A 13,344-nucleotide genomic window follows, 5' to 3' on the forward strand; every position below is an offset into this window, starting at 1 on the left:
AGAGGCGTCCCCGAAGGCCGTTATTTCCTTGCTTCTGGCCGAAATGGCGCTATATAGCGCGCCATCTCACACGGAAACATGGCTCACAAGGCCGTCCGGTGGCAACCGGGGCGAGAACGCTCCGTTTTGCTCACACGTTTCCGGAGGAACCAACCGGAGAATTAGAATCATGGCACTGCCCGATTTCACTATGCGTCAGCTGCTCGAAGCTGGCGTGCACTTTGGTCACCAGTCTCACCGCTGGAATCCGAAAATGGCTCCGTTCATTTTCGGCACCCGCAACAACATCCACATCGTCGACCTCGCCCAGACCGTGCCGATGCTGCACCAGGCCCTCCAGGCCGTCAGCGACACAGTGGCCAAGGGCGGCCGCATCCTGTTCGTCGGCACCAAGCGCCAGGCGCAGGACGGCGTTGCCGACGCGGCCAAGCGCTGCGCGCAGTATTTCGTCAATTCGCGCTGGCTCGGCGGTACGCTGACCAACTGGAAGACGATCTCGGCCTCGATCAAGCGCCTGCGTCACCTCGACGACGTGCTCTCGGGCGGCGAAGCCAATTCCTACACGAAGAAGGAGCGCCTGACGCTGCAGCGCGAGCGCGACAAGCTCGACCGCTCGCTCGGCGGCATCAAGGACATGGGCGGTCTGCCCGACCTGATCTTCGTGATCGACACCAACAAGGAAGACATCGCGATCCAGGAAGCCCAGCGGCTCAACATCCCGGTCGCTGCGATCGTCGACACCAATTCGGACCCGAAGGGCATCACCTATGTGGTGCCGGGCAATGACGACGCCGGCCGCGCCATCTCGCTGTACTGCGATCTCGTCGCGCGTGCGGCGATCGACGGCATCTCGCGCGCGCAGGGCGATTCGGGCATCGACATCGGCGCTTCGGCCCAGCCGGTCGCCGAAGAGCTGCCGGCGGCGTCCTCGAGCGGCTTCCAGGGCCTTGCGGGTCCTCGCGGCACTGCCGACGACCTCAAGAAGCTCCCGGGCGTGTCGGGTGCGATCGAGAAGAAGTTCAACGATCTCGGCATCTTCCACTATTGGCAGCTCGCCGAGCTCGACCACGACACCGCGCATACGATCGGCGAGGAAGTCGGTCTGCCGAGCCGCGCGGATGCCTGGGTGGCCAAGGCCAAGGCGCTGACCGCGGAAGCGGAATAGTCAAAAAGAGCGATGGGTTGGCCGGATAGGGTCCGGCCACCATTTCAGTTGACGCGAATTCCTGAGATGGACCGCGGCGGGGCGATTCGATGCCGCGCCGCGGCAAACCGGCAGGCACAAAGGATTTTCAACGATGGCAACGATCACAGCTGCGATGGTCAAGGACCTGCGCGAATCGACCGGCGCGGGCATGATGGACTGCAAGGCCGCGCTCACCGAAAACGACGGCAACATGGAAGCGGCGCAGGACTGGCTGCGCAAGAAGGGCCTGTCCAAGGCCGCCAAGAAGTCGGGCCGCGTCGCGGCCGAGGGTCTGATCGGCGCGCTCACCAAGGGCACCAAGGGCGTCGTGGTCGAGGTCAACTCCGAGACCGACTTCGTTGCGCGCAACGGCCAGTTCCAGGGCCTCGTCAAGATGATCGCCCAGGTCGCGTTCGACGTCGGTGCCGACGTCGAGAAGATCAAGGCCGCCAAGGTCGGCGACGTCACGATCGAAACCGCCATCAATGATGCGATCGCCACCATCGGCGAGAACATGACGCTTCGCCGCGCCGCCCAGCTCGAGGTGAGCCAGGGCGTGGTCTCGCACTACGTCCACGGTGCCGTCATTGACGGCGCCGGCAAGATGGGCGTGATCGTGGCGCTGGAATCGCCGGGCAAGGCCGATGAGCTCGCAGCGCTCGGCCGTCAGATCGCGATGCACGTTGCGGCCGCCAACCCGCTGGCGCTCGATCCGTCCGGCCTCGATCCGGCCGTGGTCAAGCGCGAGAAGGACGTGCTGGCCGACAAGTACCGTCAGCAGGGCAAGCCCGAGAACGTGATCGAGAAGATCGTCGAGTCCGGCCTCAAGACCTACTACAAGGAAGTCTGCCTGCTCGAGCAGGCCTTCATCCACGACAGCGGCAAGTCGGTGGCGCAGGCGGTGAAGGAGGCCGAGGGCAAGGTCGGCGGCGCTGTGAAAATCGCGGGCTTTGTGCGCTATGCTCTCGGCGAGGGAATCGAGAAGCAGGAAAGCGACTTCGCGGCCGAGGTCGCCGCGGCCAGCGGCAAGAAGTAAGCGCCGGAAGTTCCTTCCGGCGTGCCGCCGGAAGCGGCGCCCGGACAAGGAAAGTGCTCATGACTGATCCGGTCTATCGTCGCGTCGTGATCAAGCTGTCCGGCGAATATCTCGCGGGACAGCAAGGCTTTGGCATCGATCAGCCGACCATCGACCGGGTTGCGGACGATCTGATCGCCGCCCGCAAGCTCGGTACCGAGGTCGCGGTCGTGATCGGCGGCGGCAACATGGTCCGCGGCGTCGAGGTCTCATCCCGCGGGGTGTCGCGCACCACCGGCGACACCATGGGCATGCTCGCCACCATGATGAATTGCCTCGCGCTGGAAGCGGCGATCGAGCGCAAGGGAACGCCGGCCCGGACGCTGTCGGCCTTCGTCATGCCCGAGATTTCCGAGCTGTTTACCCGCACTGCGGCACACAAATACCTGGCCGAAGGCCGGATCGTGCTGCTCGGCGGCGGGACCGGCAACCCGTTCTTCACCACCGACACGACCGCGGTACTGCGGGCCGCCGAGATCGGCGCGCAGGCGGTCCTGAAGGCGACGAATGTCGACGGGGTCTACTCGGCCGATCCGAAGAAGGATCCGTCCGCGACGCGGTTCGACCGCCTGACGCATTCGCAGGCGATCGAGGGCGGTTACAAGGTGATGGATGCGACCGCCTTCGCGCTTGCCCGCGAGACGTCGCTGCCTATCATCGTATTCTCGATCGCGGAGCCGGGCTCGATCGGCGCGATTCTGCGTGGCGTCGGCCACGGAACCATCGTCGCCGGCTGACGGCTCAGCTGACGCGCCGAAAGGACGGTGCGGAGCGGTCGCCGGGATTTTGAAGGAGAAACGTGATGGCCACGGGTAATTTCGATCTCAACGAAGTGAAGCGCCGCATGCAGGGCGCCGTCGCCTCGCTCAAGCACGAGCTCGGCGGCCTGCGCACGGGACGCGCCTCCGCCTCGATGCTCGATCCGGTGCAGGTCGAGGCTTATGGCAGTCACATGCCGCTCAATCAGCTCGCCACCGTCAGCGTGCCGGAGCCGCGGCTGATCTCGGTGCAGGTCTGGGACAAGTCGATGGTCAAGGCCGTCGAGAAGGCGATCGTCGATTCCAATCTCGGCCTGTCGCCCGCGACCGAGGGCCAGGTGCTGCGCCTGCGCATTCCCGAGCTCAACGAGGAGCGCCGCAAGGAGCTGGTGAAGGTCGCGCACAAATATGCCGAAGCCGCCAAGGTCGCCGCGCGCCATGTCCGCCGCGACGGGCTCGACGTGCTCAAGAAGCTCGAGAAGAATCACGAGATGTCGGAGGACGACCAGAAGCGTCACGCCGACGAGGTGCAGAAGGCGACCGACGGCACCATCGCCGAGATCGACCAGTTGCTGGCCGCCAAGGAAAAAGAAATCCTCACCGTTTAAGGCACCGCCTTCATGTCCAACGCCGCCGCGCCCGCAACGGAAGGACCCGACAGGTCCGAGGCGCCTGCACATGTCGCCATCATCATGGACGGCAACGGGCGTTGGGCGGCCGCGCGCGGTCTGCCGCGTGCGGAAGGGCATCGCCGCGGCGTCGACGCGCTGCGCCGCGTGGTACGTGCCTCGCACGAGCTCGGCATCCGCTATCTCACCATCTTCTCGTTCTCTTCGGAGAACTGGTCGCGCCCGGCGAGCGAGATCGGCGACCTGTTCGGCTTGCTGCGGCGCTTCATCCGCAACGACCTGGCGAGCCTGCATCGCGACGGCGTCAAGGTCCGCATCATCGGCGAGCGCGAGGGGCTTGAGAGCGACATCTGCGCCTTGCTGAACGAGGCCGAGGAGCTGACGCGCGACAACACGCGCCTGACGCTGGTCGTCGCCTTCAACTACGGTTCGCGGCAGGAGATCGCGAAGGCGGCGCAGAAGCTGGCCCGCGAGGTCGCGGAGGGCAGGCGGGATCCTGCCACGATCGACGCCGAGACGCTTGGCGCGCATCTCGACGCGCCCGACATTCCGGACCCCGATCTCATCATCCGCACCAGCGGCGAGCAGCGCCTGTCCAACTTTCTGATGTGGCAGGCCGCCTATAGCGAGCTCGTGTTCGTGCCGATCCATTGGCCCGACTTCGACAAGGCGGCGTTGGAAAGCGCGATCGCCGAATTTGCCAGGCGCGAGCGTCGTTTCGGCGGCCTGGTTGCGAAGACCGCCTCGTGAACGAACCCGATCCTGCATCGGCGGGCGCCAAGCCTGCCCCGAGCAATCTGGTGATGCGGGTCCTCGCAGCGCTGGTGCTGGCGCCGCTGGCCATCGCGATCGCCTATGCCGGCGGCTGGTTGTGGGCGCTTCTCGTCACCCTGGTCTCGATCGGGCTGTTCGCGGAATGGCTGATGGTCGTGGGCGCAGCATCGGCCGCGCTGACCGGGGCAGGGACGGTCGTGATCGCCATGATGGGAGCCTCCGTCGCTTTCGGCGCGCTCAAGACCTCCGTCGTCACCGGCCTCATCGGCGGTGCCATCGTGACGCTGATCGCCCGGGGCAAGTTCTTGTGGGCGGCGAGCGGGTTTGCCTATGCGGCGGCGGCGCTACTGGCCTCGATCCTGGTGCGCAAGGATCTCGTCAACGGCTTCTCCGCGCTGATGTTCGTGCTGCTCGTGGTGTGGGCGACCGACATCGGCGGCTATTTCGCCGGACGCAGCATCGGCGGCCCGAAATTATGGCCGCGCGTGAGCCCGAAAAAGACCTGGGCCGGCGGGCTCGGCGGCTTTGCGGCGAGCCTTGCGGTCGCGGCCGGCTTCGCCGCCTGCGGGATCGGAAAGCTGGTTCCGCTGCTGCTTGTCGGCGCCGTCCTGTCGGTGGTGTCGCAGCTCGGCGATCTCTTCGAATCCGCCGTGAAGCGGCGCTTCGGTGTCAAGGATTCCAGTCACTTAATTCCCGGCCATGGCGGGCTTATGGACCGCCTGGACGGTTTTGTCGCCGCCATCCTGGCGGCCTGGTTTATCGGCTTTTTCCGCCATGGTGTGCATAGCGCCGGAAGCGGTCTTATGGTTTGGTGAGGATATGAGCGCGGTTCCCTTGCGTAACAACAGGCTTGCTGCGTCCGACATTCGCAGCGTCACGGTCCTCGGTGCCACCGGCTCGATCGGCGACAGCACGATGGATCTCTTGCGCGCCTCGCCCGAGCGCTACCGTGTCGAGGCGCTGACGGCGAACGGCAATGTCGCAGCGCTCGCCAAGCTCGCCAAGGAATTCAACGCACGCTATGTCGCGATCGCCGACACCTCCAAGCTCGCCGAGCTCAAGGCTGCGCTCGCGGGCACCAGCACCGAATGCGGCGCCGGCGAAAGCGCGGTGATCGAAGCCGGCGCGCGTCCGGCCGACTGGGTGATGGCGGCGGTCAGCGGCGCTGCCGGCCTGAAGCCGGCGCTGGCCGCGGTCGATCGCGGCGCGCATGTCGCGCTCGCCAACAAAGAGTGCCTGGTCTGCGCCGGCGACTTCTTCATGCAGCGCGCGGCAAAAGCCGGCGCCTGCATCCTGCCGGCCGATTCCGAGCACAACGCGCTGTTTCAGGCGCTGAGCTCAGGCAATCGCGACGAGCTCGTCCGCGTCATCATCACCGCCTCCGGCGGCCCGTTCCGGACCTGGAAGCCCTCAGACATCGAGCAGGCGACGCTCGAGCAGGCCCTGAAGCATCCGAACTGGAGCATGGGCCAGAAGATCACGATCGATTCGGCCTCCATGATGAACAAGGGGCTCGAGGTGATCGAGGCGTCCTATCTGTTCGCGCTCTCGCCGGACGAGATCGACGTGCTGGTTCATCCGCAGTCGATCATCCACGGCATGGTCGAGTTTTCCGACCGCTCGGTGGTGGCCCAGCTCGGTGCGCCCGACATGAGGACGCCGATCGCCCATTGCCTCGGCTGGCCCGACCGAATCAAGGGCCCGGCGGCGAAGCTCGACCTTGCCAAGATCGGCCAGCTAACCTTCGAAGCGCCGGACTTCGAGCGCTTCCCCGGACTGCGGCTGGCTTACGAATCGCTCCGGACCGGGAAGGGCGCGACCACCGTCTACAATGCCGCCAACGAGGTCGCCGTCGCCGCCTTCATCGCCGGCAAGATCCGGTTCGGCGCGATTGCCCGGCTGGTCGAGGCGACCCTCGAGGATTGGATCAAAGGCGGCAACCAGGCGCCCCTGACCTCCGCAGACGATGCAATCTCTGTTGACCATGTTGCGCGAAATAGGGCTGCCGCCCTATTGCCTCAAATTGCCTTAAAGGCATCCTAGTTGGTTCGGGACCAGGGCCTTGCGGCGCTGGGTGAGGGAATTCGATGATCGACTTTTTCGTCCATAGTTTCAATACGTTGAGCCATGGGCTCCTCGGCTACGCGGTTCCCTTCCTGTTCGTCCTGACCATTGTCGTGTTCTTCCACGAGCTCGGCCATTTCCTGGTCGCGCGCTGGGCGGGCGTACGCGTGTTAACCTTTTCGCTCGGCTTCGGCCCCGAGCTGGTCGGCTTCAACGACCGCCGTGGCACCCGCTGGAAGATCTCGGCGATCCCGCTCGGCGGCTACGTCAAGTTCTTCGGCGACGAGAGCGAGGCCTCGACCCCGTCGGCCCAGACGCTGGCGGCTATGTCGGCCGAGGAGCGCGCCGGCAGCTTCCACCACAAGAAGGTCGGTCCCCGGGCGGCGATCGTCGCGGCCGGACCAATCGCCAATTTCATCCTGGGCGCGCTGATCTTCGCCGGAATGGCGCTCTATTACGGCAAGCCGAGCACGATCGCCCGGGTCGACGGCGTCGTCGCCAACGGCGCGGCCGCTGCCGCCGGCTTCAAGGTGGGCGACGTCGTCATCCAGATCGACGGCAAGCCGATCGAGAGCTTTGCCGACATGCAGCGAATCGTTGCGATGAACGCCGGTTCGGCTCTTACCTTCCAGGTGAAGCGTGACGGCGCCGTCGTCTCGCTGACCGCGACCCCGGCGCTGCTGGAGCGCAAGGACCCCTTCGGCAACAGCCATCGTCTCGGCGTTCTCGGCATCGAGCATAAGTCGCAGGCCGGGGAGGCCTCGACCACCCCGGTCGGCGTAGGTGAAGCGCTCAAGATCGGCGTCGAGCAGGTCTGGTTCATCATCACCAGCACCTTCAAGTTCCTGGGCTCGCTGTTCGCCGGCCAGGGCAATCCGAACGAGGTCAGCGGCGTCCTGGGAATCGCGAAAATGTCGGGGCAGGCGGCCAGCGCCGGGTTCCAGTTCGTGATCAATCTCTGCGCGGTGCTGTCGGTGTCGATCGGCCTTTTGAACCTGTTCCCGATCCCGCTGCTCGATGGCGGCCACCTGATGTTCTATGCGGCCGAGGTGGTCCGGGGCCGGCCTTTGTCCGAGCGGACCCAGGAAATGGGGTTCCGAATCGGGCTTGGCCTGGTGCTGATGTTGATGGTGTTTGCGACCTACAACGACATCCTGCGGATGGCAGCTTCCTGATAGGGGCTTTTTTGTGGCGTTGCTGTTGAGCAACGTCTTGGAATGAAATTGAAATTACGGCGCTTTCGGCCGTTTGCGGCGTCGGCGAAATTGGCTACAAGCGGCCTGAACTTGGGGAATCTCCGGACCGGCGTTGGGGTTGGGTCTGGCAGGGAATGATAAGGGCGCGTTGCGCGATGAAGTTTGGACTGCGACTCCGGGGGGGCTTGCTCGCGACCCTGATCTTGTTCGGCGCGCCGGTGGTTGCCCCGGTTGGGGCTGTTTTCGTGTCTTCGTCTGCGCTCGCCCAGACCGTTCAGTCGATTTCCGTCGAAGGGAATCGCCGCGTCGAGGTGGAAACGATCCGCTCCTATTTCAAGCCGGGTCCCGGCGGCCGGCTGGATCAGGCCGCCATCGACGACGGCCTCAAGGCGTTGATCGAGACCGGCCTGTTCCAGGACGTCAGGATCAACCGCGGTTCCGGCGGCCAGCTCATCGTCTCCGTGGTGGAAAACCCGGTGATCGGCCGTATCGCCTTCGAGGGCAACAAGAAGATCAAGGACGAGCAGCTGACCGCTGAAGTCCAGTCCAAGGCCCGCGGCACCTTCTCCCGCGCCATGGTGCAGTCGGACACGCTTCGTATCGCCGAAATTTATCGCCGCTCCGGCCGCTACGACGTGCGCGTCACGCCCGAGATCATCGAGCAGCCCAACAACCGCGTCGACCTCATCTTCACGGTCGAGGAGGGCGTCAAGACCGGCGTCCGGTCGATCGAGTTCGTCGGCAACAATGCCTTCTCGTCCTACCGCCTCCGCGACGTGATCAAGACGCGCGAGACGAATCTGCTGAGCTTCCTCGGCAGCGGTGACGTCTACGATCCCGACCGCGTCGAAGCCGATCGCGACCTGATCCGCCGATTCTACCTCAAGAACGGCTTCGCCGACGTGCAGGTCGTCGCGGCGCTGACCGAATACGATCCGGAGAAAAAGGGCTTCAACGTCACCTTCAAGATCGAGGAAGGTCAGCAATACCGCGTCGGCGCGGTGGATTTCCGCAGCAGCATTCCGAACTTCGATCCGAGCTCGATGCGCGCCTATTCGCGCCTCAATGTCGGCTCGCTCTACAACGTCGAATTGGTCGAGAAGTCGGTCGAGGAGATGCAGATCGAAGCCTCCCGCCGCGGCTATGCCTTCGCCGTGGTCCGGCCCGGCGGCGACCGCAACTTCGAAGCGCACACCGTGTCTGTCGTGTTCAACATCGACGAGGGCCCGCGCACCTATATCGAGCGCATCAACCTGCGCGGCAACACCCGCACGCGCGACTACGTGATCCGCCGCGAGTTCGACATCTCGGAAGGCGACGCCTACAACCGCGCGCTGGTCGACCGTGCCGAGCGGCGCCTGAAGAACCTCGACTATTTCAAGAGCGTGAAGATCACGACCGAGCCGGGCTCGTCGAGCGACCGCGTCATCCTGATCGTCGACATGGAAGAAAAATCGACCGGCGACTTCTCGGTCTCGGGCGGTTACTCCACCACCGACGGCGCGCTGGCCGAAGTCTCGATCTCCGAGCGCAACCTGCTCGGTCGCGGCCTGTTCGCCAAGGCCGCGGTGACCTATGGCCAGTATGCGCGCGGCTACTCGCTGTCGTTTGTCGAGCCGTACCTGCTCGACTACCGCGTCGCGCTCGGCCTCGACCTCTATCAGCGTGAGCAGAAGTCCAACAGCTACATCTCCTACGGCACCAAGACGCTCGGCTTCTCGCCGCGCCTCGGCTTCTCCTTGCGTGAAGATCTCTCGCTCCAGGTGCGCTACTCGATCTATCAGCAGGAAATCACCCTGCCGTCGTATCTGGCGAACTGTAATAACGTCCTTGGTTCGTCTACCTTCAACCCCAGCCCGGCCTTCGCCGCGTCTCAGACGCCGCCGATTGATCTGTCGTCGACCAGCGGGCTCGGCTGCTACAACGATGGCGAAGCCTCGCTGCCGGTGCGCAAGGAGCTCGCCGGCGGCAAGACGCTGACCTCGGCGCTCGGCTACACGCTGACCTACAACACGCTGGACAACAACAAGAACCCGACCGACGGTCTGCTCGTCGACTTCCGGCAGGACTTCGCCGGCGTCGGCGGCGACGTCTCCTACCTGAAGTCGGTCGTCGACGCGAAGTACTACACTCCGCTGGTGTCCGACATCGTCGGCCTCGTCCGCCTGCAAGGCGGCATGCTGAACAAGATCGGCACCGATCTGCGCATGCTCGACCACTTCCAGATGGGCCCGAACCTCGTCCGCGGCTTTTCCCCGAACGGCATCGGTCCGCGCGACTTGAACCCGTTCGGTACGCAGGATGCGCTCGGCGGCACCAAGTATTGGGGTGCTTCGTTCGAATTGCAGATGCCGTTCTGGTTCCTGCCGAAGGAAGTGGGTCTGAAGGGCGCGGTCTATGCCGACGCCGGCGGCCTCTACGACTACAGGGGACCGACGAGCTGGACCACCACCAACGAAGTCAACGCGCCGGGCTGTATCCCGTCGACCATCAATCCCTCGAGCACGGGGACCTGCACCGGTCTCGTCTATGACGACAGCAAGGTCGTCCGCTCGTCGGTCGGTGTCGGCGTGATCTGGCAGTCGCCGTTCGGACCGCTGCGCTTCGACTACGCCGTGCCGCTCAGCAAGGGCAGGTATGACCGCACGCAGGAGTTCCGGTTCGGCGGCGGCACCACGTTCTAATTCGATCAGCACGGCACGATCCGGATCACCGGAGCCGGTTTCCGAAAGGGATCGTGCCGATCCAAGACATGAGGCATGATGCGGCCTGACCGCTTCATGCCGAAGCCGGACCGCGACGGGGTGGAATGGCGCAGCCGACCTTCTTCACAAAGCCGCCTGCCGCAGCGTTGGCCGACATCGCCACGCTGACCAAGGCGCAGCTGGTCGATCCCGCGAGGGGCGGCCACGTCATCACGGGCCTTGCTTCGCTCGACGAAGCGGGCCCGATGCATCTGGCGTTCTTCGACAACCTCAAATACGCCGATCAGCTCAGGGCGACCAAGGCGGGGGCCTGTCTGGTCAGTCCGCGCTTCGAGGCCGAGGTGCCCGAACATGTGGCCGTGCTGCGGGTGGCGCAGCCATTCCGCGCCTTCGTCCGGATCGCGCGGGAATGGCACGCCGACGCGCTGCGGCCGCAATCCTGGGTCGGCAACGACGGTATCGCGCCATCGGCCATCATCGATCCCACGGCCCGGCTCGAGGACGGTGTGGTCGTCGACCCCCTGGCTGTGATCGGCCCGGACGTCGAGATCGGCAGCGGCACCGTGATCGGCGTCGGGGCGGTGATCGGTCCCGGCGTCAAGATCGGCCGGGATTGCAATGTTGGCGCCCGGACTGCGATCCAGTGCGCCCTGATCGGCAACAACGTGCTGATCCATCCCGGCTGCTCGATCGGCCAGGACGGCTACGGCTTCATCTTCTTCGGCCCGGAGGGCCATCTGAAGGTGCCGCAGACCGGGCGCGTGCTGATTCAGAACGACGTCGAGGTCGGGGCCAACACCACGATCGACCGGGGGTCCTTGCGTGACACCGTGATCGGCGAGGGGACCAAAATCGACAATCAGGTCCAGATCGGCCACAATGTGACGATCGGCCGGCACTGCCTGCTCGCGGCGCAGATCGGCCTCGCCGGCAGCCTGACCATCGGCGACAACGTGGCGCTCGGAGCGAAGGTTGGCATCAACAATCACCTCAAGATCGGCGACGGGGCGCAGGTGACGGCGATGAGCGCGGTCAAGGACGACATCCCGCCGGGCGGCCGCTGGGGCGGGCACTTCGCCAAGCCGACCAAGCAATGGTTCAAGGAGATCATCGCGGTGGAGCGGCTGGTACGCGACAGTAAGGCCGATCCGAAGGACGAGGGACGGGAATGACGGCGGAATCACCTGTTAAGTTCGAGCTGGTGGACATCAACGCGATCCTCCAGACACTGCCGCACCGCTTTCCGATGCTGCTGATCGACCGCGTGATCAACATCCGCGCCGATTACAGCGGCATCGGCATCAAGAACGTCACCTTCAACGAGCCGGCGTTCCAGGGGCATTTCCCCGAGCGTCCGGTCTATCCCGGCGTCATGATGATCGAGGCGATGGCGCAGACCGCGGGCGTGATCGGCATCAAGTCGGTCGAGGGCACCGAGAAGCCGCGGGCGGTCTATTTCCTCACCATCGACAAGTGCAAGTTTCGCAAGCCGGTGCTGCCGGGCGATACGATCGAGTATCACATGCGCTCGCTCGGCCGCCGCAAGACCATGTGGTGGTTTCACGGCGATGCAAAGGTCAACGGTCAGGTCGTCGCCGAAGCCGACGTCGGCGCCATGTTGACCGATTGAGCGGCACTGGGCTCAGGTGCAATCGTAGCGGCTGCCGGCCGCCTCCCGCCTGATAGTCCGGTTGAAGAACTGGCCCATGGAGGGCGCGCCGAGGAGGCGCTCGACGGTGTCGGACGTCACGCCGCAATAGCGGTGATAGGCGCCGTTGCTCGCGACGATCAGGTCCTGCTGCGCGCGATCGTAACAGACCCGCTGAAGCACCGTGCTGCGGGTGATGTCCCGGCACTCGAATGTCTGGAGATCGACCAGGCGGTGTTCGCCGGTCTCGACCGCCTCCGACACGATCGGAGTATCCGCGAGCTGCGCCAGCAGAAGGATCAGGGCCCTGACCACGATCGTTGAAGCTCCACATGAACCTGACGACGGGACGGGAAGGCCGCCTCATCCGGCACTTGAAACACGGCGAGATGATACGTCACTGGACAGATCGGGCATAGTCGCGCTAACCAGCCGAAAACCGAGCGACTTCAATACATAACCCGACCTTCTTGACGAGTAAGATTGGCTTGATGAGCAAGATTGATCCCACCGCGCGGATCGCGGACGGCGCCGTGATCGGCGAGGGCACCGAGATCGGACCCTATTGCATCATCGGCCCGAACGTCGTCATCGGCGTGAACTGCAAGCTGATCGGGCACGTGCACATCACGGCGCAAACCACGATCGGCGATGGCTGCACCATCTATCCGTTCGCTTCGCTGGGCACGCCGCCGCAATCGCTCAGCTATCGTGGCGAGCTGACACAGCTCAGGATCGGCTCGGGCTGCACCATCCGCGAATCCGTCACCATGAACGCGGGTACCGTCGCTGGCGGGGGCGTCACCTCGGTTGGCGACCGCGGCTATTTCATGAACTGCAGCCACGTCGGCCACGACTGCCATGTCGGCAACGACGTGATCTTCGCGACCTCGGCAACGCTCGGCGGCCATTGTGAGATCGGCGACTTCGTCTTCATCGGCGGGCTGTCCGCCGTGCATCAGTTCACCCGCATCGGACCGCAGGTCATGGTCGGCGGCGTGTGTGGCGTGCGCGACGACATCATTCCGTTCGGTCTCGTCAACGGCCAATATGCCGTGCTCGAAGGCCTCAATCTGATCGGCATGAAGCGTCGCAAGTTCACCAAGCAGCGGCTTGCCACCGTGCGTGCGTTCTACCAGAAGCTATTCCATGGCGCCGGCACCTTCGCCGAGCGGCTGGAGGCGGCGCGGCCGCTCGCGGGCGAGGACCCCGCGATTGCCGAAATCCTCGACTTCATCGGCAAGGGCAAGCGCCCGCTCTGTCTTCCCGCCATCGCGAAGTGATCTTGGAGTGACCTTGGGATGGCCGC

The 13,344-nt window shown here is 64.8% G+C and carries 13 protein-coding genes; 12 read left to right on the forward strand and 1 reads right to left on the reverse strand.

Annotated features, from left to right (window positions below):
- Positions 1-169: 169 nt before the first annotated feature.
- From ABIA40_RS10160 to fabZ, 11 genes are all read left to right on the forward strand, one after another.
- Complete coding sequence (locus tag ABIA40_RS10160; RefSeq protein WP_157283591.1) at positions 170-1,165, forward strand: 30S ribosomal protein S2; 996 nt, start codon at positions 170-172, stop codon at positions 1,163-1,165.
- 133 nt (positions 1,166-1,298) lie between these two features.
- The gene (gene tsf, locus ABIA40_RS10165) at positions 1,299-2,222 is read left to right on the forward strand and encodes a translation elongation factor Ts (protein WP_157283592.1); all 924 of its coding nucleotides are present in this window, start codon (positions 1,299-1,301) and stop codon (positions 2,220-2,222) included.
- 59 nt (positions 2,223-2,281) lie between these two features.
- Positions 2,282-2,998, forward strand: a complete 717-nt coding sequence (gene pyrH / locus ABIA40_RS10170; RefSeq protein ID WP_271537663.1) for a UMP kinase — start codon at positions 2,282-2,284, stop codon at positions 2,996-2,998.
- 65 nt (positions 2,999-3,063) lie between these two features.
- Positions 3,064-3,627 (forward strand): ribosome recycling factor, encoded by a 564-nt coding sequence (gene frr, locus ABIA40_RS10175; RefSeq protein ID WP_025036556.1) that lies wholly within the window; start codon positions 3,064-3,066, stop codon positions 3,625-3,627.
- A gap of 12 nt (positions 3,628-3,639) precedes the next feature.
- Positions 3,640-4,398, forward strand: coding sequence for an isoprenyl transferase (locus tag ABIA40_RS10180; protein ID WP_036010029.1), 759 nt, complete (start codon positions 3,640-3,642; stop codon positions 4,396-4,398).
- Positions 4,395-5,237 carry a phosphatidate cytidylyltransferase gene (locus tag ABIA40_RS10185; protein ID WP_404540891.1) on the forward strand — a complete coding sequence of 281 codons (843 nt, stop codon included), beginning with the start codon at positions 4,395-4,397 and terminating at the stop codon, positions 5,235-5,237. Before ABIA40_RS10180 ends, ABIA40_RS10185 begins: the two co-directional genes overlap by 4 nt.
- Positions 5,238-5,241: 4 nt before the next feature.
- Positions 5,242-6,465, forward strand: a complete 1,224-nt coding sequence (gene dxr, locus ABIA40_RS10190; RefSeq protein WP_404540893.1) for a 1-deoxy-D-xylulose-5-phosphate reductoisomerase — start codon at positions 5,242-5,244, stop codon at positions 6,463-6,465.
- A gap of 44 nt (positions 6,466-6,509) precedes the next feature.
- Positions 6,510-7,661: an RIP metalloprotease RseP gene (rseP, locus tag ABIA40_RS10195; RefSeq protein ID WP_157283596.1), complete on the forward strand. Its 1,152-nt coding sequence runs from the start codon at positions 6,510-6,512 to the stop codon at positions 7,659-7,661.
- A 176-nt stretch (positions 7,662-7,837) separates the two neighbouring features.
- Positions 7,838-10,366 (forward strand): outer membrane protein assembly factor BamA, encoded by a 2,529-nt coding sequence (bamA, locus tag ABIA40_RS10200; RefSeq protein WP_404540895.1) that lies wholly within the window; start codon positions 7,838-7,840, stop codon positions 10,364-10,366.
- 125 nt (positions 10,367-10,491) lie between these two features.
- Entirely contained in the window at positions 10,492-11,559 is a 1,068-nt protein-coding gene (gene lpxD, locus ABIA40_RS10205; RefSeq protein WP_275499769.1) for a UDP-3-O-(3-hydroxymyristoyl)glucosamine N-acyltransferase, read from the forward strand.
- Positions 11,556-12,017, forward strand: coding sequence for a 3-hydroxyacyl-ACP dehydratase FabZ (gene fabZ, locus ABIA40_RS10210; protein ID WP_036010015.1), 462 nt, complete (start codon positions 11,556-11,558; stop codon positions 12,015-12,017). Before lpxD ends, fabZ begins: the two co-directional genes overlap by 4 nt.
- A 12-nt stretch (positions 12,018-12,029) precedes the next feature.
- On the opposite strand, the gene ABIA40_RS10215 is transcribed toward fabZ, so the two are convergent.
- Positions 12,030-12,350: a KTSC domain-containing protein gene (locus tag ABIA40_RS10215; RefSeq protein WP_404540898.1), complete on the reverse strand. Its 321-nt coding sequence runs from the start codon at positions 12,348-12,350 to the stop codon at positions 12,030-12,032.
- Positions 12,351-12,526: 176 nt separating this feature from the next.
- On the opposite strand from ABIA40_RS10215, the gene lpxA reads away from it, so the two are divergent.
- The gene (lpxA, locus tag ABIA40_RS10220; protein WP_404540900.1) at positions 12,527-13,318 is read left to right on the forward strand and encodes an acyl-ACP--UDP-N-acetylglucosamine O-acyltransferase; all 792 of its coding nucleotides are present in this window, start codon (positions 12,527-12,529) and stop codon (positions 13,316-13,318) included.
- Positions 13,319-13,344 lie beyond the last annotated feature (26 nt).

The organism is Bradyrhizobium sp. USDA 223 (assembly GCF_044909005.1).
GTDB classification, from domain to species: Bacteria; Pseudomonadota; Alphaproteobacteria; order Rhizobiales; family Xanthobacteraceae; genus Bradyrhizobium; species Bradyrhizobium yuanmingense.

Excerpts from the sequence above, each read along its gene's own strand:
- ABIA40_RS10160 (WP_157283591.1), top strand. The coding sequence starts at position 170 with ATGGCACTGCCCGATTTCACTATGCGTCAGCTGCTCGAAGCTGGCGTG.
- tsf (WP_157283592.1), top strand. The coding sequence starts at position 1,299 with ATGGCAACGATCACAGCTGCGATGGTCAAGGACCTGCGCGAATCGACC.
- pyrH (WP_271537663.1), top strand. The coding sequence starts at position 2,282 with ATGACTGATCCGGTCTATCGTCGCGTCGTGATCAAGCTGTCCGGCGAA.
- frr (WP_025036556.1), top strand. The coding sequence starts at position 3,064 with ATGGCCACGGGTAATTTCGATCTCAACGAAGTGAAGCGCCGCATGCAG.
- ABIA40_RS10180 (WP_036010029.1), top strand. The coding sequence starts at position 3,640 with ATGTCCAACGCCGCCGCGCCCGCAACGGAAGGACCCGACAGGTCCGAG.
- dxr (WP_404540893.1), top strand. The coding sequence starts at position 5,242 with ATGAGCGCGGTTCCCTTGCGTAACAACAGGCTTGCTGCGTCCGACATT.
- rseP (WP_157283596.1), top strand. The coding sequence starts at position 6,510 with ATGATCGACTTTTTCGTCCATAGTTTCAATACGTTGAGCCATGGGCTC.
- bamA (WP_404540895.1), top strand. The coding sequence starts at position 7,838 with ATGAAGTTTGGACTGCGACTCCGGGGGGGCTTGCTCGCGACCCTGATC.
- lpxD (WP_275499769.1), top strand. The coding sequence starts at position 10,492 with ATGGCGCAGCCGACCTTCTTCACAAAGCCGCCTGCCGCAGCGTTGGCC.
- fabZ (WP_036010015.1), top strand. The coding sequence starts at position 11,556 with ATGACGGCGGAATCACCTGTTAAGTTCGAGCTGGTGGACATCAACGCG.
- lpxA (WP_404540900.1), top strand. The coding sequence starts at position 12,527 with ATGAGCAAGATTGATCCCACCGCGCGGATCGCGGACGGCGCCGTGATC.